The sequence below is a fragment of the Pseudomonas sp. MWU12-2029 genome, assembly GCF_023242425.1.
Lineage (GTDB): Bacteria > Pseudomonadota > Gammaproteobacteria > Pseudomonadales > Pseudomonadaceae > Aquipseudomonas > Aquipseudomonas kribbensis.
In genome coordinates this window covers 265930-287571 of sequence record NZ_JALJDY010000001.1, presented here as the reverse complement: position 1 = coordinate 287571, position 21642 = coordinate 265930, and the positions used below count along the sequence as shown (strand labels likewise).

Below are 21642 nucleotides of genomic sequence, written 5' to 3'. Positions count from 1 at the left end.
GGAATAGAGATGTCACGTTGTGATTGGATCCGAAACCCAGAGAATTCGCGGGCTGGCGCCGAACGGAGAGAAAGACTGATGGACGTGTTTGCTGACCGAACGGTCGATTAAAAAAACTTTGATAAAAACTGTGTCGTTGTACAACCCGGTCGCGGATTTGGCAGAAATTACGCTTCTCCTGTCCCCGGTTCCGTGGCTAAGCTCAGGCCTTCGAGCACAGATTCTTCAATTCCCGCAGAGGTCTCATCTATGCCGCAGCAATGGCCAGCCACCGACATCGCCCGCATGATCCTCGATGGCTTTGACGATTACCGCGAGCATTTCCGGCGGATCACCGATGGCGCCCGGGAGCGTTTCGAACAGGCGCGCTGGCAGGACACGCAAACCGCGTCGGCGGCGCGGATCAACCTCTACGAAGACAAGGTCAACGAAACCGTCGCGCGTCTGCGCGAGTATTTCGAGGCTGACACGCTGATGGAAGTCAGTTGCTGGCCGCTGGTGAAAAGCGCCTACATCAGCATCATCGACCTGCGCTTCGACGATGAACTCTCCGAGACCTGGTACAACTCGATTTTCTGCGGCCTGTTCAGCCACGACCTGATCAGCGACGGCTGCATGTTCATCCACACCACGCGGCCAAGCCTGCGCCGGGCCCGGGCTGCGCAAACCCGCACCTACAAGCCGCAAGGACAGTTGTCGGGCATGCTCGCGAGCATCTTTGCCGATTACCGATTCAGCGAGGATTACGCCGATCTGCCCCGGGATCTGCAGCGCCTTGAAGCGCAACTGCGCGAGAACCTGCCGGACTGGGTGTGCAAGGATCCGGAACTGAGCGTCGAGCTGTTTTCCTCGGTGCTGTACCGCAACAAGGGCGCCTATCTGGTGGGGCGCATCTACACCAACGACGATCAATGGCCGCTGGTGATTCCGCTGCTGCACCGCGAGGGGCGGGGGATTCAGATCGATGCGCTGATCACCGACGAAGCGGATGTGTCGATCATCTTCTCGTTCACCCGTTCGTATTTCATGGTGGATGTGCCGGTGCCGGCGGAATTCATCGGTTTCCTCAAGCGCATCCTGCCGGGCAAGCACATCGCCGAGCTGTACACCTCAATCGGTTTCTACAAGCACGGCAAATCCGAGTTCTATCGCGCGCTTATCAACCACCTGGCCAACACCGACGACCAGTTCATCATGGCCCCGGGCGTGCGCGGCATGGTCATGAGCGTGTTCACGCTGCCGGGCTTCAACACCGTGTTCAAGATCATCAAGGACCGCTTCTCGCCGTCGAAAAACGTCGACCGCGCCACGGTGATCGAAAAGTACCGACTGGTGAAAAGCGTCGACCGCGTCGGGCGCATGGCCGATACCCAGGAATTCGCCGATTTCCGTTTCCCGCTGAGCAAGTTCGATCCGGCGTGTCTGGCGGAATTGCTGGAAGTTGCGCCGTCGACGGTGTCGCTGGAAGGTGAAACCGTGCTGATCCGCCACTGCTGGACCGAACGCCGGATGACCCCCCTGAATCTGTATCTGGACAACGCCAACGAAGCCCAGGTGCGCGAAGCGCTGGAAGATTACGGGCTGGCGATCAAGCAACTGGCGGCGGCCAACATCTTCCCCGGCGACATGCTGCTGAAAAACTTTGGCGTCACCCGTCATGGTCGGGTGGTGTTCTACGACTATGACGAAATCTGCTTTCTTACCGAAGCCAACTTCCGTCATATCCCGGCACCGCGCACGCCGGAGGACGAAATGGCTTCCGAGCCGTGGTATTCGATCGGTCCGCTGGATGTGTTCCCCGAAGAGTTTCCACCGTTCCTGTTTGCCGATGCAGCGCAGCGCAAACTGTTCGATCAGTTGCATGGCGAGTTGTACAACGCCGATTACTGGAAGGGCTTGCAGGAGGCGATCCGGGCCGGAAAGGTTATCGACGTCTTTCCGTATCGGCGCAAGGGCCTCGATAACGAATAAAGCAGGCGCAAGCAGCAAGCTACAAGCGTCAAGTCAAAGGCCGCTTTCAACTTGCGGCTTGTAGCTTGGCGCTTGTAGCTGCTTTTCTGCGACAATCGCGTCCTTGCGCCACTAGACGACCGAATTGCGTACCCGATGACCGACGAATCGCCCTCCATCGACAAACTGCTGAAAAACCTCGATCACGCCATGCTCGCCGACCGCCACCGGCTGCGGCGGCAGTTGCTTGAGCTGCGCAAGAAACCCGACGAGGCCAAGCTGGCCCAGTGGGTGGCGCGCATGCAGGCGTCCTGCGATCAGGTGCTGGCGCGCAAGGCCAGCCTGCCGGTGATCCGTTACGACGACAGCCTGCCGATTGCGGCCAAGCGTGACGAAATCAAGAAGGCCCTGGAAAAGCACCAGGTGCTGATCATCGCCGGCGAAACCGGCTCGGGCAAAACCACGCAGTTGCCGAAAATCTGTCTGGAAATCGGTCGCGGCCAACATGGCCTGATCGGCCACACCCAGCCTCGCCGAATCGCGGCACGCAGCGTGGCCAGTCGGGTCGCGGAAGAACTCGGTACACCGCTGGGCGCGCTGGTCGGCTATCAGGTGCGCTTCGAGGATCAGAGCGATTCGAACACCCTGATCAAACTGATGACCGACGGCATCCTGCTGGCGGAAACCCAGAACGACCGCTACCTCGAGCGCTACGACACGATCATCGTCGACGAAGCCCACGAACGCAGCCTCAACATCGACTTCCTGCTGGGTTATCTGAAAACCCTGCTGCCGCGTCGCCCGGACCTGAAAGTCATCATCACCTCGGCGACCATTGATCTGGAGCGTTTCTCCAAGCATTTTGACGATGCGCCGATTGTCGAAGTGTCCGGCCGCACCTTCCCGGTTGAAACCTGGTATCGCCCGCTGACGCTTGAGCAGGACGAAGAGGGTAACCGGGTCGAGGACGACCTGACCGTGGATCAGGCGATCCTCGCCACCCTCGACGAAATCGCCGCCTATGAGCGCAGCGAACGCCGCAGCCCTGGCGACGTGTTGGTGTTCCTGCCGGGCGAACGCGAGATTCGCGACGCCGCCGACATGCTGCGCAAGGCCCAGCTCAAACACACCGAAATCCTGCCGTTGTACGCGCGCCTGTCACCGGCCGAACAGCAGCGGATTTTCCAGTCCCATCCGGGCCGTCGTGTGGTGTTGGCGACCAACGTCGCCGAAACCTCGCTGACCGTGCCGGGTATCCGTTACGTGATCGACAGCGGCACCGCGCGCATCAGCCGCTACAGCTACCGCGCCAAGGTTCAGCGCCTGCCGATCGAAGCGATTTCCCAGGCCAGCGCCAACCAGCGTAAAGGTCGTTGCGGTCGGGTCGAACCGGGCATTTGCGTGCGTTTGTACAGTGAAGAGGATTTCCTCGGTCGCCCGGAATTTACCGATCCGGAAATTCTGCGCACCAACCTTGCGGCGGTGATCCTGCAGATGCTGCATCTGCGCCTCGGCGAGATCACCGCGTTCCCGTTCATCGAGCCGCCGGACGGCAAGGCGATCAGCGACGGTTTCAACCTGCTACAAGAACTGTCGGCGGTGGATCGCAACAGTCAGCTGACCCCGCTCGGCCGTCAATTGGCGCGCCTGCCGGTGGACCCGCGCATGGGTCGCATGTTGCTGGAAGCGGCGAAACTCGGCAGCTTGCAGGAAGTGCTGATCGTCGCCAGCGCCATGTCGATTCAGGACCCGCGCGAGCGTCCGCCGGAGCGTCAGCAAGCCGCCGATCAGGCCCACGCGCAGTGGAAGGACGCCGATTCGGACTTCGCTGCGCTGGTCAATCTGTGGCGTGGCTTCGAAGAGCAGCGCCAGGCGTTGACTGCCAACCCGCTGCGCAACTGGTGCCGCAAGAATTTCCTCAACTACCTGCGGTTGCGAGAGTGGCGTGATTCCCATCGCCAGTTGAGCCTGATCTGCCGCGACTTGCAGTTGAGCCTGAACAAAGAGCCGGCGGATTATCCGAAGCTGCACAAGGCTGTGCTGGTCGGCCTGCTCAGCCAGATCGGCCAGAAAACCGAGGACGGAGACTATCTTGGCGCCCGTCAGCGACGGTTCTGGATTCACCCGTCGTCGGGCATCGGCAAGAAGCGCCCGCAGTGGGTGATGACCGCCGAACTGGTGGAAACCACCAAGCTCTACGCGCGGATGGTGGCGAAGATCGATGCCGACTGGATCGAGCCGCTGGCCGGGCATCTGATCAAGAAGAACCACTTCGAACCGCACTGGGAGAAGAAGCGCGGTCAGGTCGTCGCATTCGAACAGATCACCTTGTTCGGGCTGATCGTGGTCGGTCGCCGACCGGTGCATTACGGCCCGGTGGATCCTGTGGTCTCGCGGGAGCTGTTCATCCGCGAAGGCCTGGTGCGGGGCGAGATTCAGTCCCGGGCCAAGTGCCTGACCGCCAACAAGCAATTGCTGGAACAACTCGACGAACTGGAAGCCAAGGCCCGTCGCCGGGACATTCTGGCCGACGAGGAAACCCTCTACGCGTTCTACGATGCGCGACTGCCGGCGGAGATTCACCAGACCGCGACCTTCGACAGCTGGTATCGGGTCAACAGCCAGAAAGACCCGCAACTGCTGATCATGCGTGAAGAGGACGTGCTGGCCCGCGAAGCCAGCGAAGTCACCGCCCAGCATTACCCGGACACGCTGCACATCGGCGATCTTGAACTGGCGCTGAGTTACCACTTCGAACCGAATCACCCGCGCGACGGCGTGACCCTGCGCGTACCGGCACCGCTGTTGCCGATGCTGCCGCCGGAGCGCCTGGAATGGCTGGTGCCGGGGCTGATCGAGGCCAAGTGCATCGCGCTGGTGCGCAACCTGCCCAAGGCCCTGCGCAAGAACTTCGTGCCGGTGCCGGACTTCATCAAGGCTGCGTTGCAACGCATGACCTTTGCCGAAGGTTCGTTGCCGCAAGCGCTGGGCCGTGAACTGCTGCGAATGACCGGTGCGCGGGTCAGTGATGAGGCCTGGGCCGAAGCGGCGCAGCAGGTCGAAAGCCATCTGCGGATGAACCTGGAAATCGTCGACGGCCAGGGCAAGTTCCTCGGCGAAGGGCGGGATCTGGCGGAGTTGACGGCGCGTTTCGCCGAAGCCAGTCAGGCCGCATTGGCCGTGCCGCAAAGTGCGAAAAGTCAGCAACCGGTGGAAGCCAAGGTCTTCGCCCCGGTGGCGGAAAAGACGCAACAGAAGATTGCCGGGCTGTCGATGACGGTCTATCCGGCGTTGGTGGAAGAGGGCGGCACGGTCAAGGAAGGACGCTTCTCGACCCCGGCCGAAGCCGAGTTCCAGCATCGCCGCGCCTTGCAACGTCTGCTGATGCAGCAACTGGCTGAACCGGCCAAATTTCTGCGCGGCAAGTTGCCGGGCCTGACCGAACTGGGCCTGCTGTACCGCGAACTGGGCCGGGTCGATGCGCTGGTCGAAGACATTCTGCTGGCGAGCCTCGACAGCTGCATTCTCGATGGCGAAGACCCGTTGCCTCGCGACGGCGCAGGCCTGGCGGCACTGGCCGAGCGCAAGCGTGGCAGCTGGACCGAGCATGCGGAGCGCGTGGCGCGTCTGACCCTGGAAATCCTCAAGCTCTGGCACGGTCTGCAAAAACGCTTCAAGGGCAAGATCGACCTGGCTCAGGCGGTGGCGCTTAACGATATCAAGCAGCAGCTCAGTCATCTGGTGTACCCAGGCTTCGTCCGGGAAACACCGATGCTGTGGCTCAAGGAGCTGCCGCGCTATCTGAAGGCCGTCGAGCAACGTTTCGAGAAACTGGGCGCGCAGGTGCAGAAGGATCGGGTCTGGAGCGGCGAACTCGCCGGCCTCTGGACGCAATATCAGACTCGCGCCGCCAAACATGCCCAGGAAGGCAAGCGCGATCCGCAGCTCGAGCTGTACCGCTGGTGGCTGGAGGAGTACCGGGTTTCGCTGTTCGCCCAGCAGTTGGGGACGAAAGTGCCGATCTCCGACAAGCGCCTGAACAAGCAGTGGACGCAGGTCGAGGCCTGACCTCCGATCCTGCAAAAGGCGCCAAATGCCAAGGTTTATGGCAAACTTCGCGCCTATAAACGCCGGCCCCGCGGTTTTGAGCCTTGTCAGCCGCGGGCGAGGTCGGAATAAAGCGATGCCAGGTTTTTGCGTCCCCTCTATGGGAATAGACCCTTTGCGTGTTGGCACGTCGGTGCCAGCACTTTCTGCCTGAACAGATTAGAGAAACGACCATGCATAACGTCGTCATCAGCGGCACCGGCCTGTACACCCCGGCCAACAGCATCTCCAACGAAGAGCTGGTGCAGTCTTTCAATACCTACGTCGCGCAGTTCAACGCGGACAACGCCGATGCCATCGCCAGCGGCGAGATCCAGGCCCTGACCGAATCCAGCGCCGCGTTTATCGAAAAAGCCTCGGGCATCAAGAGTCGCTTTGTCATGGACAAGGACGGCATCCTTGATCCGCAACGCATGGCGCCACGCCTGCCGGAGCGTTCCAACGACGAATGGTCGGTGCTCTGCCAGATGGCCATCGGCGCTGCCGAGCAAGCCTTGCAGCGCGCCGGCAAGACCGCCGCCGACATCGACGGCGTGATCGTCGCCTGCTCCAACCTGCAACGTGCCTACCCGGCCATCGCCATCGAAGTCCAGGAAGCACTGGGCATCCAGGGGTTCGGTTTCGACATGAACGTTGCCTGCTCGTCGGCGACCTTCGGCATCCAGCAAGCCGCCAACACCGTGCAACTGGGTCAGGCTCGGGCGATCCTGATGGTCAACCCGGAAGTCTGCACCGGTCACCTGAACTTCCGTGACCGCGACAGCCACTTCATCTTCGGTGACGCCGCTACCGCCGTCGTCATCGAGCGAGCCGATACGGCAACGTCGAAGCACCAGTTCGACGTAGTCAGCACCAAATTGCTGACCAAGTTTTCCAACAACATCCGCAACAACTTCGGCTTCCTCAACCGCGCAGCGGAAGAGGGCATCGGTGCCCGGGACAAACTGTTCGTGCAGGAAGGCCGCAAGGTGTTCAAGGACGTGTGCCCGATGGTGGCCGAGCTGATCGGTGAGCATCTGGAAGAGAACAAGCTTAACGTCGGTGATGTGAAACGCTTCTGGCTGCACCAGGCCAACCTGAGCATGAACCACCTGATCGTGCGCAAGCTGCTGGGCCGCGAAGCGACCGAAGAAGAAGCACCGGTGATTCTCGACACCTACGCCAACACCAGCTCCGCCGGTTCCGTGATCGCGTTCCACAAGTATCAGGACGATCTGGCGGCCGGATCGCTGGCGGTGCTGAGTTCGTTCGGTGCCGGTTATTCGATTGGTAGCGTGATTCTGCGCAAGCGCTGAGATTGAGGTTAATTTCCTCTTAACCGCGCTGATCTTTCCTACAGCCTAATCAGCTATAACGCTGTAATTTTCGACGTTGACGGCAGGATGGTGTGTTGCGCGCCATCCTGCCGTTATCATTTTCGAAGTCAGGACAAGGGGATTGAGGGATGGCGGCTGACGACACCCAACTGCTGGCACGTTTGCTGGCTGGCGAGCAGAGGGCTTTCAAGGAACTGGTCACCACCTACCAGAGCGCCATGCGTGCAGTGGCGTACGCGATTGTTGGCCAGCGTCATGTCGAGGAAGTGGTACAGGATGCCTGGCTGTCGGTGGTGCGCCATATTGGCAGCTTCGAGGGACGCTCCAGTCTCAAGACCTGGCTGCTGACCATCACCGCCAATTCGGCCAAGGGCCGTTACAAGCAGAATCGCCGCGAAGTGTTGATGGATGATCTGCCATCGCCCCATGGCACCATCGACGATGATCGCTTTTCCCCCGGCGACGGCCACTGGCTGGTCGCACCGTTCGCCTGGCATCAGGACACGCCCGAAGCGTTGCTGACTGAAAATGAACTGCGCGAATGCCTGGAGCACACGTTGCTCAGCCTGTCAGAACTGCAAAGCACTGTGCTGTTGCTGCGCGAGCGTCAGGGGCTGGAGCTGGAAGAGATCTGTAATCTTCTGGAGATCTCGCTCTCCAATGTCCGTGTGCTGCTGCATCGTGCGCGGCTGAAAGTCTTCGCCACCGTGGAGCATTTCGAGGAGACCGGCGAATGCTGACCTGTAAAGAACAAGTGGCGCGCTCCAGCGATTATCTCGATGGCCAGTTGAGCTTTCGCGAGAAGCTGATGGTGCGTCATCACCTGATGTTCTGCCGCAACTGCCGGCGCTTCATCCGCCAGATGCGCTTGATGCAGGCGACATTGCGGGTGATGCCGGAGAAACCGGAGGAGGGTGTGGATGCGTTGGCCGAGCGGCTGGCGACGCAGCGCCGCAAAGACAACTCCTGAGGCAAAAAAACAGCCCGGCGTAACAGCAGCGAACGGATGATGGGGATCGCTGCTGCGGCACCGGGCTGTAGGAGAAAATCAGCTTCAGGCTACAAATGAGGCATTCACTGGTTGCCTGAAGCTTGTCACTGCAATGTTAGAACTTGGCTTCAGCATCCAGTTGCAGGGTGTTGATGTCGGAGTCGGTCTTCTTCAGGCTGGCGTTGGTGTAGTCCGAGTTAGCCATGAAGTAGGTGGCGCCGAGGGTGAAGTTCTTGTCCAGCTCGTAGCTCACTTTCAGCTTGCTGCCGCGGGAACCGGTGTAGCCGTTGGCGAAGTCGGAGTCGGTGAAGGCACCCACCACCGCGTTACGCTGTACGTCGCGGTAGTTGTAATCGATGCCGAAGCCGTAAACCTTGGTCTTCACGCCGGCCAGCCAGCCAGTGTCCTGGTCGTTGCTGGCATCTTTGTTGTTCACGTACTGACCGTAGATCGACAGCGGAACCGGCAGGTTGGCGATGTCCAGCTGACCGAAGCCTTCATACAGTTTGAAGGTTTCGTTCGGGCTGTTGCCGTTGACGGCCAGGGCGCATGGCGCAGTCACGGTGCCGCTGGTAGGGCAGGCGCTGTCCTTGTCGTTGTCGTAGGAGTAGATGCTGCCGCCCAGGGTCAGTTTCAGGCTGTCGGTCAGCGCGAAACGACCGCCCAGCTGGCCAGCGTACAGACGCAGGTCGTGCTTGAACTGCACGCCTTCGCCGTCGACGTTGTCCTTGAGGGTGTAGTGACCGGCGCTACCGAACAGCTCGGCGCTGCCGTTCAGCGGGTACTTGTAGGTGACGGCCAGGCCTTCCGGGTTGATGTCGCTGTCCCAGATGATGTCGCCCATGCTCACCCAAGGCTGGTTCATCTTGCCGGCGATCAGGTGCAGGTTCTTGACCGCGTCAGGGTGGTAGTCGACGTAGCCCAGGTCGAGCCAGATCTGCTTCTTGTCGAAGTAGTTGTTCAGGTCCTGGTTGGTGGAGCGGGCGTCGTCGCTGCTGCCGGTGGCGATACGGATACCGGTATCAACCTGCGGGTTGATTTCGGTGTAGGCACCCAGACGGGCACGAATGCGCTGACGGTCCTGGTCCTTGGCGTTCGGTACGCCATCGTTCTTCACGGTTTCCTGACGGAAACGTACGTCACCCTTGAACTGGGTCTTGGCAGCCCAGGCCAGCTTCTGGTCGAAGCTGCTCAGCTCGTTGGTTTTCTTCGCGGTTGCCGCGATTTGCTCGTTGGTCTCTTGCTGCGCCTGCTGCGCGATTTGCTGGGCCTTCTGATCCTGGGCCAGTTCGGTTTGCAGTTCTACGTACTGCGCCTGGGTGATGGAACCGTTAGCCTTGAGCATGTCGAGCAGTTTGGCGTCGACTGCGGCACTGGCCGGAACACTCATGGCCAGCAACAGGCCACCGCACAGGGCCGCCGCAGTTTTCGTGGAAGCAAGACGCATAGCAATCTCCGAAGATGAGAGGGATGGCTGAACCATCCTGGGCACAACCGACGATTTGAACGTCGGAAAACTGTGTCCGGGTAGAACCCGGCGCTCTAAAAACAGGCGCCAGTATCGCGATGGTTTATGACAGAGCAGTGGCACGGTGATGGCAGGTTGATGACGATACAAAACTTGCGTGAACTATTGATCTAGAGCGCTGTCGCGCAATCGGACGTGGGCAAGACAGGGCCGATCAGCGATACTCGCGAGGCTTTCAGGGCCAAAAGTGGAGAGGAAAATGCCGTTGCAGCGCCTGCAAAAACTGTCGGAAATCGAACCGGCACTCTGGGATGCACTGGTGCCGGACAACCAGCCGTTTCTGCGCCATGCCTTCCTCGGCGCGCTGGAAGACAGCGGCAGTGTCGGCCCGCACACCGGCTGGCAGGCGGAGCATTTGCTGCACGTCGAAGACGGCCGTCTGATCGCGGCGCTGCCCGGTTATCGCAAGTGGCATTCCTACGGCGAATACGTCTTCGATCACGGTTGGGCCGATGCCTGCGCCCGTGCCGGCATCGATTACTACCCCAAGTTTTTGAGCGCGGTGCCGTTCAGTCCGGTCACCGGGCCGCGTCTGCTGGCGGCGAACGTCGAAGATGGCTTCGAACTGCTCAAGAGCCTGCCGGGCTACCTGGAGATCGAAGAACTCTCCGGCGCCCACATCAACTTCACCGATCCCTTCACCGATGCCGCCATGGCCGAGCAGCCGGGCTGGCTGCAACGCATCGGCTGCCAGTACCACTGGCAGAATCGCGGCTATCGCGACTTCCAGGACTTTCTCGACGTGCTCAGCTCGCGCAAGCGCAAGCAGATGCGCAAGGAGCGCGAGCAAGTGGCGGGGCAGGGCTTCGAATTCGAATGGCTTGAGGGGCGAGAGCTGGATGAGGCGCAGTGGGATTTTGTCTACGCCTGCTATGCCAACACTTATGCGGTGCGCCGTCAGGCGCCGTACCTGACGCGGGAGTTCTTCAGCCTGCTGGCCGAGCGCATGCCGGAATCGATTCGTGTCGTATTGGCCAGACAGGGCTCAAGGCCGGTGGCGATGGCGTTCAGCCTTGTGGGTGGCGACAGTTTCTACGGGCGTTACTGGGGCTGCCTGGCCGAGTACGACCGGCTGCATTTCGAAACCTGTTTCTATCAGGGCATGGATTACGCGATTGCCCAGGGTTACCAGCGTTTCGACGCTGGCGCCCAGGGCGAACACAAGTTGATTCGCGGCTTTGAACCGGTGATCACTCACTCCTGGCATTACCTGCGCCATCCCGGCCTGAAAGCCGCCGTGAAGGATTTCCTCCAGCAGGAACGCGCCGGTGTGCTGGCTTACGCGGAAGAGGCGAGGAGCGCCTTGCCATATCGACAAGCCTGATCCTCGCCTCTTCTGCCTTCAACTGTCTTCCTTGCCCAGCCAGCGATAGACCACGCCGCCGACCACCGCGCCCAGCAGCGGCGCGACCCAGAACATCCACAACTGCGCGATGGCCCAGCCACCGACCATCAGCGCCGGGCCCGTGCTGCGGGCCGGGTTGACCGAGGTGTTAGTCACCGGAATCGAGATCAGGTGGATCAGCGTCAGGGCCAGGCCGATGGCAATCGGTGCCAGTCCCGCCGGGGCGCGCTTGTCGGTGGCGCCAAGGATGATCACCACGAACATGGCAGTCATCACCAGCTCCGTGACGAACCCGGAGGCCATCGAGTATTTGCCCGGCGAGTGCTCGCCATAACCGTTTGAAGCAAGGCCGGCGGCGATGTCGAAACCCTCCTTGCCGCTGGCGATGTGATACAGCAGCGCCGCTGCCAGGATCCCGCCGATCACCTGGGCGATGATGTAGGCGGGCAGTTCTTTGGCCGGGAACCGACCACCGACGACCAGACCGACCGACACGGCCGGGTTGAGATGACAGCCGCTGATGTGGCCGATGGCAAACGCCATGGTCAGCACCGTCAGGCCAAACGCCAGGGCTACCCCCAGCACGCCGATCCCCACCGGTGAGGACGCGGCGATCACCGCACTGCCGCACCCACCCAGCACCAACCAGAACGTACCCAACAACTCCGTGGCTGAACGTTTTAACAGAGACATGAGAGAGTCCTTGATAGACGCGCTATCGAGACTGCATCGAGTTGTGCTTCCTTGCAATTACGACAGGTTCATCTCCAGAGCCTTCGCTGAGTACAGCAGGGAATGCGGGGATTTCCAGCAGCCATGAAAAAACCGCCAGAGCCCATGGTGTAAGGGCTGTGGCGGTTTTTTCGTTTGTCGCAGGATCAGTCGATACCGACAAACCCTCCGGTCTGGTGCGCCCATAGCCGTGCGTACAATCCGCCATGGGCCAGTAGTTCGGCATGGTTGCCGGTCTCGGCGATCCTGCCGTTTTCCAGCACCACCAGCCGGTCCATGCGGGCAATGGTCGAGAGGCGGTGAGCAATGGCGATCACGGTCTTGCCCTGCATCAGGGTTTCCAGGCTTTCCTGGATCGCCGCTTCGACTTCCGAGTCCAGCGCCGAGGTCGCTTCGTCCATGATCAGGATCGGCGCGTCCTTGAGCAGCACTCGCGCAATCGCGATCCGCTGGCGCTGGCCGCCGGACAGCTTCACCCCGCGCTCGCCGACATGGGCATCGAATCCGGTGCGTCCTTCGGCATCCGACAGCAGCGGGATGAACTCGTCGGCCCGGGCCTTGCGCACCGCTTCCCAGAGTTCGGCGTCGGTGGCGTCAGGCTTGCCGTACAGCAAGTTGTCGCGGATCGAACGGTGCAGCAGCGACGTGTCCTGGGTGATCATGCCGATCCGCGCACGCAGGCTTTCCTGGCCGACTTCGGCGATGTTCTGGCCGTCGATCAGAATCCGCCCGCCCTCCACGTCGTACAGCCGCAGCAGCAGGTTGACCAGGGTCGATTTGCCGGCGCCGGACGGGCCGATCAGGCCGATTTTCTCGCCGGGTTTGATGGTCAGGTTGAGGTCGCCGATGATGCCTTTCTTCTTGCCGTAGTGAAAATCCACGTGCTCGAAACGCACCTCGCCACGGGCCACGGCCAGCGGTTTGGCCTGTTCGCGGTCGGTGACGCTGACCGGTTGCGAGATGGTCTGCAGGCCGTCCTGGACCATGCCGATGTTCTCGAAGATGCCGGTAACCACCCACATGATCCAGCCGGACATGTTGACGATACGGATCACCAGGCCGGTGGCCAGGGCGATGGCGCCGACGCTGATCACCGATTGGGTCCACAGCCACAGGGCGAGCCCCGTCGTGCCGACGATCAGCAGGCCGTTCATGGTGGTGATGGCCACGTCCATGCTGGTGACCACACGGCCGGCCAGCTGGGCTTTTTCGGTCTGTTCCTGAATCGCTTCGCGGGCGTAGTGCTGTTCGAAGTTGGTGTGGGCGAACAGCTTCAGGGTGGCGATGTTGGTGTAGCCGTCGACGATGCGGCCCATCAGTTTTGAGCGCGCGTCGGAAGCGGCGACGGAACGGTCCTTGACCCGTGGCACGAAGTAATAGAGCGCGCCGATGTAGGCGGCGATCCACGTCAGCAGCGGGATCATCAGGCGCCAGTCGGCTTCGGCGAACAGCACCAGCGAGCTGATCGCATAGATCAGCACGTGCCACAACGCATCCACCGCCTGCACCGCAGAGTCACGCAGCGAGTTGCCGGTCTGCATGATGCGTTGGGCGATGCGCCCGGCGAAGTCGTTCTGGAAGAAATTCAGGCTCTGCTTGAGCACGTAACTGTGGTTCTGCCAGCGGATGAGGCTGGTCATGCTCGGGCTCAGGGTCTGGTGCACCAGCATGTCGTGCAGGGCCAGGAACAGCGGTCGCAGGAGCAGGGCCACCACGGCCATCCACGCCAGTTCGGCACCATGCACCTTGAAGAAATCGACGTTCGGCGTGCCTTGGGCAAGGTCGATGATGCGGCTCAGGTAACTGAACAGCGCCACTTCGATCAGGGCGCCGAACAGACCGACGATCAGCAGGGCGGCGAAACTCGGCCAGACCTGCTTCAGGTAATAGGTATAGAAGGGCAGAACACGGTCCGGCGGGGATGCCGTAGGCGCGTCACGGAATATGTCGATCAGTTGTTCGAAACGGCGATAGAGCATCAGATAACCGCCCGGAGTACGGGCTCTCCTTTTATCAGTGTGAGCGGCGCAGTTTTAAGCTGCAGCCGCTCGATATGCCCTGTAAAGCTTAGTCGATGCGCTTGGCCGACTTGATGATCACAGGGTCGACAGGCACGTTTTGCATGCCCTGTTTGGTGGTGGTCTGGGAGTTGACGATGATGTCGACCACGTCCATGCCCTTGACCACTTTGGCGAACACGGCGTAACCGGCGTCGCGGCCCGGATCGAGGAACGCGTTGTCGGCGACGTTGATGAAGAACTGGCTGGTGGCCGAGTTCGGATCGGAAGTGCGGGCCATCGACAGGGTGCCGCGAACGTTGTGCAGACCGTTGCTGGCTTCGTTCTTGATCGGTGCCTTGGTTTCTTTCTGTTGCATCTGCTGGGTGAAACCGCCGCCCTGGGCCATGAAGCCCGGGATCACACGGTGGAAAATGGTGTTGGTGTAGAAGCCGCTGTCGACGTAATCGAGGAAGTTCTTGGTACTGATCGGCGCCTTGACCGGATCCAGCTCGATTTCGATGGTGCCGTTGGTGGTCACCAGTTCGACGTGTGGCGCCTTGGCCGGCGTGGCAGCCATCAGGTTGGCGGCGAACAGCACAGTGCCGGCGGCGAGGGCGAGTTTTTTCAGCATGGTTCAGTGATCCTGAGGGTGAATATCGGCTGTGGCGAGAAACGCCAGCAGCGTTTGATTGAAGCGTTCGGGTTGGTCGAGCGGGGTGGCGTGGCGCGAATCGGCGATCACCACCAGCCGCGCATCGGGCAGCAGTCTGACATAGGTTTCTTTCAGCGAGACGGGGGTGTAGTCCCGGTCGGCGCTGACGACGAGCGTTGGACAGGAGATCCTCGAAAGTCGTTCCTGAACCCCCCAGCCAACAATCGCATCGAAGCTGGCGAGATAAGCACGTTTGTCATTTTTTGCCCAGCGCTCGGCCATCTTCTGTCGCAAATCCGCCTGCTCCGGTTTGGGGAACAGTTTGGCGCCCAAGGCCTTGCCGATGGTGGCCAGACTCAGCAGGCGCATCAGGCTCCAGCGCTTGAACCACTGCCAGTAATCGTCGCGGCTGCGCACCTTGACCTCGGGCGCGCTGTTGACGATGGTCAGGCTCTTGAGCATCTGCGGCTGATCGACAGCGAACTGAAATCCGATCATGCCGCCCATGGACAGCCCGGCGTAGTGCACCGGGCCGAGCTTCAGGTGTTCGATCAGGGCGACGATGTCCGCACTGAACCCGGCGATGCTGTAGCGCTCGCGAGGCTTGTCGGAGCGGCCATGACCGCGCACGTCCGGGACAATTACCCGGTATTGCGCGGCCAGTGCCGGGATCTGCATTTCCCAGTCCAGCGTGCTGGAGCCGAGCCCGTGAACCAGCAGCAACGGATCGCCGTGGCCATATTCCTCGTAGTGCAGGTTGCAGCCTTCATGCTCGAAATACGCCATCGGTGAACTCCGTGTCAGGCTTGTTCGGGGGCGGCGAACGGTGCGTCCAGCGGCAGGGTGTCGAAGGTGCGCAGCAGTTCGACGAGGATCTGCGAGGCCGGGCCCAGCGGTTTGTCCTTGTTCGAATACAGATAGAAACTCGGATTGCGGCTGCCGCCTTGATCCAACGGTAGCAGCTTGAGCAGGCCTTCCTTCAATTCCCGTTCGATCATGTGCCGTGGCAGCCAGGCAAATCCCAGCCCGCTGGAAACGAAGTTGGCGGCGGTGGCGAGGCTGCCGACGGTCCAGCGCTGCTCGGCGCCGAGCCAGCCGACATCCCGGGGTTGCTGGCGGCCGGAGTCGCGGATCACCACTTGCATCTGGGTTTCCAGGTCCTGGAAATTCAGCTCGCGGTTCAGGCGATGCAGCGCGTGTTCGGGGTGGGCGACGGCGACAAATTCCACATCGCTCAACTCCGCACCGAGGTAGCCGGGAATGCTCAGGCCGGTGATCGCCAGATCGGCCACGCCTTCGAGTAACACCTCCTCGACACCCGACAGCACTTCTTCACGCAGACGCACGCGGCAACCACGGCTTTGCGGCATGAACGCGGTCAGCGCGCGAACGAGGCGGGCGCTCGGGTAGGCGGCATCGACCACCAGCCGCACTTCGGCTTCCCAGCCTTGCTCCATGTGATGGGCGAGGTCTTCCAGTTGGCTGGCCTGTTTCACCAGTTGTCGCGAACGCCGCAGCAATACGCCGCCGGCTTCAGTCAGTACGGCTTTACGGCCGTCGATGCGCAATAGCGGCACACCGAGTTGATCCTGCATGCGGGCGACGGTGTAGCTCACCGACGATTGCGAACGGTGCAGGGCTTCGGCGGCCTGGGCGAATCCACCGTGGTCGACCACTGCCTGCAACGTTCGCCATTGATCGAGGGTCACGCGGGGCGCTTTCATCGATAGCTCCTCTTGTCCTAAGCTGGCGGTCCCTCATGGAGACTGCCGAATGAAAAAATTCTGTTGTGTGGTACTGGCGCTGCTGCCGCTGACCGCGTTTGCGTATCCGATCGATGTGCAGAAGAATCTCAATGGCCTGAAGATCGACTACGAGTCCTTCGATACCGATAAAGACATCGGCTCCATCCGGGTCGCCAACTACGGCGAGGTCGACGCGGTCTGCAAAGTCGTGTTCAGCAATGGCCCGGAAGCGCCGCGCACCCGCAATATCGAAGTGCCGGCCGGCAAACATACCAACGCCACCGCCAAGTTCTCCCGCGAGATCATCAAGCTGCGCGTCGAGCTGAGCTGCAACCCGAAATAGCGGTTTTGCCTCTCTGTGGGAGCGAGTCAACCCGCTCCTGCAGGTGTAGCTTGCATATAAACGAATATTTCGATGGTTTGCAGCAATTATTTGCGCTTTTTCATCGATACGACTCTGTTTAACCTTCACTCCATCGACTTACAACATTCTCGGATGGAGGCTACACACCATGTCCCGCGTTCTGATCATCGAAAGCAGCGCCCGCCAGCAAGACTCGGTATCCCGTCAACTGACCCAGACCTTCATCAGTCAGTGGAAAGCTGCACACCCGGCCGATCAGATCACCGTCCGTGACCTCGCCGTGAACCCGGTGCCACACCTGGACAGCAACCTGCTGGGCGGCTGGATGAAACCCGCCGAACAGCGCAATGCCAACGAACAGTCCTCGCTGGATCGCTCCAACGAACTGACCGATGAACTGCTGGCCGCCGACGTGCTGGTGATGGCCGCGCCGATGTACAACTTCGCGATTCCAAGCACCCTGAAAGCCTGGCTCGACCACGTGTTGCGTGCCGGCGTGACCTTCAAGTACACCGAGACCGGTCCGCAAGGCCTGCTCAGCGGCAAGCGTGCCTACGTGCTGACCGCTCGCGGCGGCATCTACGCCGGCGGCCCGGCGGATCACCAGGAACCGTACCTGCGTCAGGTGATGGGTTTCATCGGCATCCACGACGTGACCTTCATCCACGCTGAAGGCATGAACCTGGGCGGCGACTTCCAGGAGAAAGGCCTCAACCAGGCCAACGCCAAACTCTCCCAGGTCGCTTGATATGTTAATCGCCAGATAATCGCCGATTGTTCTAGTGACCTGGCGCAACCCCTTCAAGGCTTTACGCGCATCGAACCTCCCTTTGCACTTGTTGCTCCTGAGTGCTGTAGCCCGATTGAACGCTTTAGCGAGATCGGGCTTTTTTTTGCCCGGGATTTAGCGATGGCCGGGAAAAACCGCTATCGTCGCCGCCATTCGAAATCGAGGCGACCATGGGCTATCTACTTATTGTCACGCTGATCCAGGCGTTTTCCTTCAGTCTGATCGGCGAATACCTGGCCGGGCATGTCGACAGCTACTTCGCGGTGCTGGTGCGTGTGGTGCTGGCCGGGCTGGTGTTCATCCCGCTGACGCGCTGGCGCTCGGTGGAGCCGGCGTTCATGCGCGGCATGCTGCTGATTGGCGCGTTGCAGTTCGGCGTGACCTACGTCTGCCTGTATTTGAGCTTCCGGGTGCTGACGGTGCCGGAAGTGCTGCTGTTCACCATCCTCACGCCGCTGCATGTGACGCTGATCGAAGACGCGCTCAACCGACGCTTCAACCCGTGGGCGCTGATCGCCGCACTGGTGGCGGTCGCAGGCGCGGCGGTGATTCGCTACGACCGGATCAACCCGGACTTCTTCATGGGCTTCCTGTTGTTGCAACTGGCCAACTTCACCTACGCCGCCGGGCAGGTGCTGTACAAGCATCTGGTGGCGAAGCATCCGAGCGATTTGCCGCATTACCGGCGCTTCGGATTCTTTTACCTCGGTGCATTGGCGGTGGCGCTGCCGGCGTTCCTGCTGTTCGGCAAATCCAGTTTCCTGCCCGAAGCACCGCTGCAATGGGGCGTGCTGGTGTTCCTCGGTCTGGTCTCGACTGCTCTCGGCCTGTACTGGTGGAACAAGGGCGCCTGCCTGGTCAACGGTGGCACCCTCGCGGTGATGAACAACCTGCATGTGCCGGTGGGGTTGTTGTTGAACCTGTTGATCTGGAATCAGCACGAAGAGCTCGGGCGGTTGTTCCTCGGTGGCAGCGTGATTCTGGCGGCGGTATGGATCAGCCGGTTGGGGATTCGCAAGCCGGCGCCAGTTGCCCCACCAGAAACTCGATAAACGCCCGAGTCTTCTGCGGCACCCGCCGCGCTGACGAATACACCGCGTTGATGGTGATCGCCGGGGCTTGCCATTCGCACAGCACCGGCACCAGGCGCCCGGCCGCCAGCGCTTCTTCGACGATAAAGTCCGGCAGCAGCGCAATGCCCATGCCGGCCTCGGCCGCCTGCGCCAGCAAGTCACCGTTGTTGGCGTGCAGCGGGCCGGTGACGTTGACCCGTTGGATTTCCTTGCCATTGCACAGTTGCAGGCTGACGCCGCTCTGCAGATAGCCGTAGTTCAAACATTGATGCGAGCGCAGATCCTGCGGCGACTGCGGCGTGCCCGCGCGTTCGAGGTAAGCGGGGGAGGCGACCATGATGCGCGGCGCCGGCGCCAGTTGCCGGGCGATCATGGTCGAGTCGGGCAGGCTGGCGATGCGGATCGTCACGTCGAACCCACCGCGCACCGGATCGACCTGCTGGTCGCTGAGCACCAGTTGCAGCTCGATGTTCGGATGCTGTTCGTGGAACAGCGGAATCAGCTTGCCCAGTCGCCGCAGGCCGAACGACATCGGCGCGTTGACCCGCAACACCCCGCGCAATTCGCCTACCCCGTCCCGGGCTCGCTGCTCGGCCTCGTCCAGCGCCGCAATCACTTCCCGCGCCGCTTCGAAATACTCCGCACCGGCCTCGGTCAGGTGCAGGCTGCGGGTGGTGCGTTGCAGCAGTTGCACGCCGATGGCTTCTTCCAGCGCCTGAATCTGTTTGCTGACTTTCGAGCGGGGCACGTCCATGGCCCGGGCGGCGGCTGCAAAGCCGTTCTCGCCGACCGTCACCACGAAGGCGCGCATGCATTCGATGCGATCCATGATTGTCCCTTTTTTGGAATCAATGATTCTCGATTTTAGGTAATTGTCCCTTTATCGGCTAGCCCCTAAAGTGACATCCAAGCCGAGACAACAACGCCGAAGACGGCAAGCCACTCGACTCACCCATTACCCAATCGAAACTCTGAATCGACATCAAAAGGAACGCGCCATGTCTATCCGTGAACTGCTGAACCCGACCAACTCCGCCCTGATCCTGATCGACCACCAGCCGCAAATGGCTTTCGGCGTGCAGTCGATCGACCGTCAGACCCTGAAGAACAACACCGTCGGCCTGGCCAAGGCAGCGAAGATCTTCAACGTGCCGACCATCTACACCTCGGTCGAAACCGAAAGCTTCAGCGGCTACATCTGGCCGGAGCTGCTGGCGGTGCACCCGGAGCAGAAGCCGATCGAGCGCACCTCGATGAACTCGTGGGAAGACAAGGCGCTGGTTGACGCGGTGAAGGCCACCGGCCGCAAGAAACTGATCATCGCCGCGCTGTGGACCGAGGTCTGCCTGACCTTCCCGGCCCTGGAAGCGCTGGCTGAAGGCTACGAGGTGTACATCGTCACCGACGCTTCCGGCGGCACCACCAAGGAAGCCCACGACATGTCGGTGCAGCGGATGATTCAGGCCGGCGCCGTACCGGTGACCTGGCAGCAGGTGCTGCTCGAGTACCAGCGTGACTGGGCGCACAAAGACACTTATCAGGCGGTGATGGACTTGGTGCTGGAACACAGCGGTGCGTACGGCATGGGTGTCGACTACGCCTACACCATGGTGCACAAGGCACCGCAGCGGCAGGCCTGATAAGTCGGCAGGACAAAAAAAGACGCAACCCGGGTTGCGTCTTTTTTTTGCGCTGAAGAAAGCGCTACATCAGATGTTTCTCGGCTTCCGGAATGTGGCTCGCGCCAAGGACTGCCGGCAATATCCCCGACCGTAAATCCCCACCACTCGGCTGTTGATACAGACTCAACCCGAACTCCGGCAGCACCGCCAGCAGGTAATCGAAAATATCCCCCTGGATCCGCTCGTAATCGGCCCACACCGTGGTGGTGGTAAAGCAGTAGATTTCCAGCGGAATGCCCTGGGCCGTGGTCTGCATCTGGCGGACCATGCAGGTCATGTTCGGCTGGATCTCCGGGTGACTCTTCAGATAGGCCAGCGCGTAGGCGCGGAAGGTGCCGATGTTGGTCATGCGCCGGCGGTTGGCCGACATCGCCGCGACGTTGCCCTGGGCCTCGTTCCAGGCCTTGAGCTCGGCTTTCTTGCGGCCCATGTACGCGGTCAGCAGGTGCACCTGGGACAGTTTCTCTTCTTCATCGTCGCGGATAAAACGCACGCCGCTGGCGTCGATGAACAGGCTGCGCTTGATCCGCCGCCCGCCGGACTGCTGCATGCCGCGCCAGTTTCGGAACGACTCGGACATCAGGCGCCAGGTCGGGATCGAGACGATGGTCTTGTCGAAGTTCTGCACCTTGACCGTGTGCAGGGTGATGTCGACCACATCGCCATCGGCACCGACTTGCGGCATTTCGATCCAGTCGCCGACCCGCAGCATGTCGTTGCTGGTCAGTTGCACACTGGCGACGAACGACAGGAGCGTGTCCTTGTAGACCAACAGGATCACCGCCGACATCGCACCCAGACCGGACAGCAGCAACAGCGGCGAACGGTCGATCAGGGTGGCGACGATGATGATCGCGCCGAACACGTACAGGACCATTTTTGCCAGTTGCACGTAACCCTTGATCGAGCGGGTGCGGGCGTGTTCGGTGCGGGCGTAGATGTCCAGCAGGGCATTGAGCAGGGCGCTGACCGACAGCAGCAGGAACAGAATGGTGAACGCCAGCGCTACATTGCCGAGGAACACCATCGCGGTCTTGCTCAGCTCCGGCACCAGATGCAGGCCGAACTGGATCACCAGCGACGGCGTCATCTGGGCCAGGCGCTGAAACACCTTGTTATGCCGAAAGTCGTTGATCCAGTGCAGCGCGGGCTGGCGACCGAGCATGCGGCTGGCATGCAGGATCAGGTAGCGCGCCACTCGTCCGAGGACCAGCGCGATCACCAGCAACAGGATCAGTGCCAGGCCGGCGTGCAGGAGCGGGTGCTGATCGAGGGCACCCCAGAGGTCTTGGGCGTTGAGCCAGAGCTGTTTGAAATCCATGAGGGCAATGATTCTTCTGTAGGACGCGACGGGCGATTAGAGCATT

18 protein-coding genes are annotated in these 21642 nt (G+C 61.1%); 10 read left to right on the top strand and 8 right to left on the bottom strand.

The window, feature by feature from the left end:
- The first annotated feature begins 249 nt into the window (after positions 1 to 249).
- The 5 genes from aceK to M5B44_RS01310 all read left to right on the top strand — a co-directional run bounded on the left by aceK (position 250) and on the right by M5B44_RS01310 (position 8343).
- Positions 250 to 1971 carry a bifunctional isocitrate dehydrogenase kinase/phosphatase gene (gene aceK / locus M5B44_RS01330; protein ID WP_248738014.1) on the top strand — a complete coding sequence of 574 codons (1722 nt, stop codon included), beginning with the start codon at positions 250 to 252 and terminating at the stop codon, positions 1969 to 1971.
- A gap of 135 nt (positions 1972 to 2106) precedes the next feature.
- Positions 2107 to 6018, top strand: coding sequence for an ATP-dependent RNA helicase HrpA (gene hrpA, locus M5B44_RS01325; protein ID WP_114881825.1), 3912 nt, complete (start codon positions 2107 to 2109; stop codon positions 6016 to 6018).
- A 212-nt stretch (positions 6019 to 6230) separates the two neighbouring features.
- Complete coding sequence (locus M5B44_RS01320; protein WP_114881826.1) at positions 6231 to 7352, top strand: beta-ketoacyl-ACP synthase III; 1122 nt, start codon at positions 6231 to 6233, stop codon at positions 7350 to 7352.
- Between the two features lie 149 nt (positions 7353 to 7501).
- On the top strand, positions 7502 to 8113 hold the full coding sequence (locus M5B44_RS01315) for an RNA polymerase sigma factor (RefSeq protein ID WP_248738013.1): 612 nt from the start codon (positions 7502 to 7504) through the stop codon (positions 8111 to 8113).
- Entirely contained in the window at positions 8107 to 8343 is a 237-nt protein-coding gene (locus M5B44_RS01310) for an anti-sigma factor family protein (RefSeq protein ID WP_248738012.1), read from the top strand. The genes M5B44_RS01315 and M5B44_RS01310 overlap by 7 nt, the downstream gene beginning before the upstream one ends.
- A 136-nt stretch (positions 8344 to 8479) precedes the next feature.
- On the opposite strand, the gene M5B44_RS01305 is transcribed toward M5B44_RS01310, so the two are convergent.
- Positions 8480 to 9811 carry a putative porin gene (locus M5B44_RS01305; RefSeq protein ID WP_248738011.1) on the bottom strand — a complete coding sequence of 444 codons (1332 nt, stop codon included), beginning with the start codon at positions 9809 to 9811 and terminating at the stop codon, positions 8480 to 8482.
- A 280-nt stretch (positions 9812 to 10091) separates the two neighbouring features.
- Here M5B44_RS01305 and M5B44_RS01300 point away from each other — a divergent pair, with 280 nt between their 5' ends.
- Positions 10092 to 11216, top strand: coding sequence for a GNAT family N-acetyltransferase (locus M5B44_RS01300; protein WP_248738010.1), 1125 nt, complete (start codon positions 10092 to 10094; stop codon positions 11214 to 11216).
- Positions 11217 to 11234: 18 nt separating this feature from the next.
- On the opposite strand, the gene aqpZ is transcribed toward M5B44_RS01300, so the two are convergent.
- From aqpZ to M5B44_RS01275, 5 genes are all read right to left on the bottom strand, one after another.
- A complete protein-coding gene (gene aqpZ / locus M5B44_RS01295) occupies positions 11235 to 11930 on the bottom strand; it encodes an aquaporin Z (protein WP_134825819.1) in 696 nt (231 codons plus the stop codon).
- A 185-nt stretch (positions 11931 to 12115) separates the two neighbouring features.
- Positions 12116 to 13948, bottom strand: a complete 1833-nt coding sequence (locus tag M5B44_RS01290; protein ID WP_114881833.1) for an ABC transporter ATP-binding protein — start codon at positions 13946 to 13948, stop codon at positions 12116 to 12118.
- 88 nt (positions 13949 to 14036) lie between these two features.
- Positions 14037 to 14600, bottom strand: a complete 564-nt coding sequence (locus tag M5B44_RS01285) for a peptidylprolyl isomerase (RefSeq protein ID WP_085700647.1) — start codon at positions 14598 to 14600, stop codon at positions 14037 to 14039.
- 3 nt (positions 14601 to 14603) lie between these two features.
- On the bottom strand, positions 14604 to 15407 hold the full coding sequence (locus M5B44_RS01280; protein WP_085710330.1) for an alpha/beta fold hydrolase: 804 nt from the start codon (positions 15405 to 15407) through the stop codon (positions 14604 to 14606).
- 14 nt (positions 15408 to 15421) lie between these two features.
- Entirely contained in the window at positions 15422 to 16345 is a 924-nt protein-coding gene (locus tag M5B44_RS01275) for a LysR family transcriptional regulator (RefSeq protein ID WP_007956543.1), read from the bottom strand.
- Between the two features lie 49 nt (positions 16346 to 16394).
- Here M5B44_RS01275 and M5B44_RS01270 point away from each other — a divergent pair, with 49 nt between their 5' ends.
- The 3 genes from M5B44_RS01270 to M5B44_RS01260 all read left to right on the top strand — a co-directional run bounded on the left by M5B44_RS01270 (position 16395) and on the right by M5B44_RS01260 (position 18572).
- A complete protein-coding gene (locus M5B44_RS01270; protein ID WP_085710332.1) occupies positions 16395 to 16709 on the top strand; it encodes a 3-phosphoglycerate kinase in 315 nt (104 codons plus the stop codon).
- 169 nt (positions 16710 to 16878) lie between these two features.
- Complete coding sequence (locus M5B44_RS01265; RefSeq protein WP_134825822.1) at positions 16879 to 17478, top strand: FMN-dependent NADH-azoreductase; 600 nt, start codon at positions 16879 to 16881, stop codon at positions 17476 to 17478.
- Positions 17479 to 17690: 212 nt separating this feature from the next.
- A complete protein-coding gene (locus M5B44_RS01260; RefSeq protein ID WP_114881835.1) occupies positions 17691 to 18572 on the top strand; it encodes a carboxylate/amino acid/amine transporter in 882 nt (293 codons plus the stop codon).
- Here M5B44_RS01260 and M5B44_RS01255 read toward each other — a convergent pair.
- Complete coding sequence (locus tag M5B44_RS01255; RefSeq protein ID WP_248738009.1) at positions 18517 to 19422, bottom strand: LysR family transcriptional regulator; 906 nt, start codon at positions 19420 to 19422, stop codon at positions 18517 to 18519. The genes M5B44_RS01260 and M5B44_RS01255 overlap by 56 nt on opposite strands.
- 169 nt (positions 19423 to 19591) lie before the next feature.
- Between M5B44_RS01255 and M5B44_RS01250 the strand changes: the two genes are divergently transcribed.
- On the top strand, positions 19592 to 20233 hold the full coding sequence (locus M5B44_RS01250) for a hydrolase (protein ID WP_007956548.1): 642 nt from the start codon (positions 19592 to 19594) through the stop codon (positions 20231 to 20233).
- A gap of 64 nt (positions 20234 to 20297) precedes the next feature.
- On the opposite strand, the gene M5B44_RS01245 is transcribed toward M5B44_RS01250, so the two are convergent.
- The gene (locus tag M5B44_RS01245; RefSeq protein ID WP_085710335.1) at positions 20298 to 21596 is read right to left on the bottom strand and encodes a mechanosensitive ion channel family protein; all 1299 of its coding nucleotides are present in this window, start codon (positions 21594 to 21596) and stop codon (positions 20298 to 20300) included.
- Positions 21597 to 21642 lie beyond the last annotated feature (46 nt).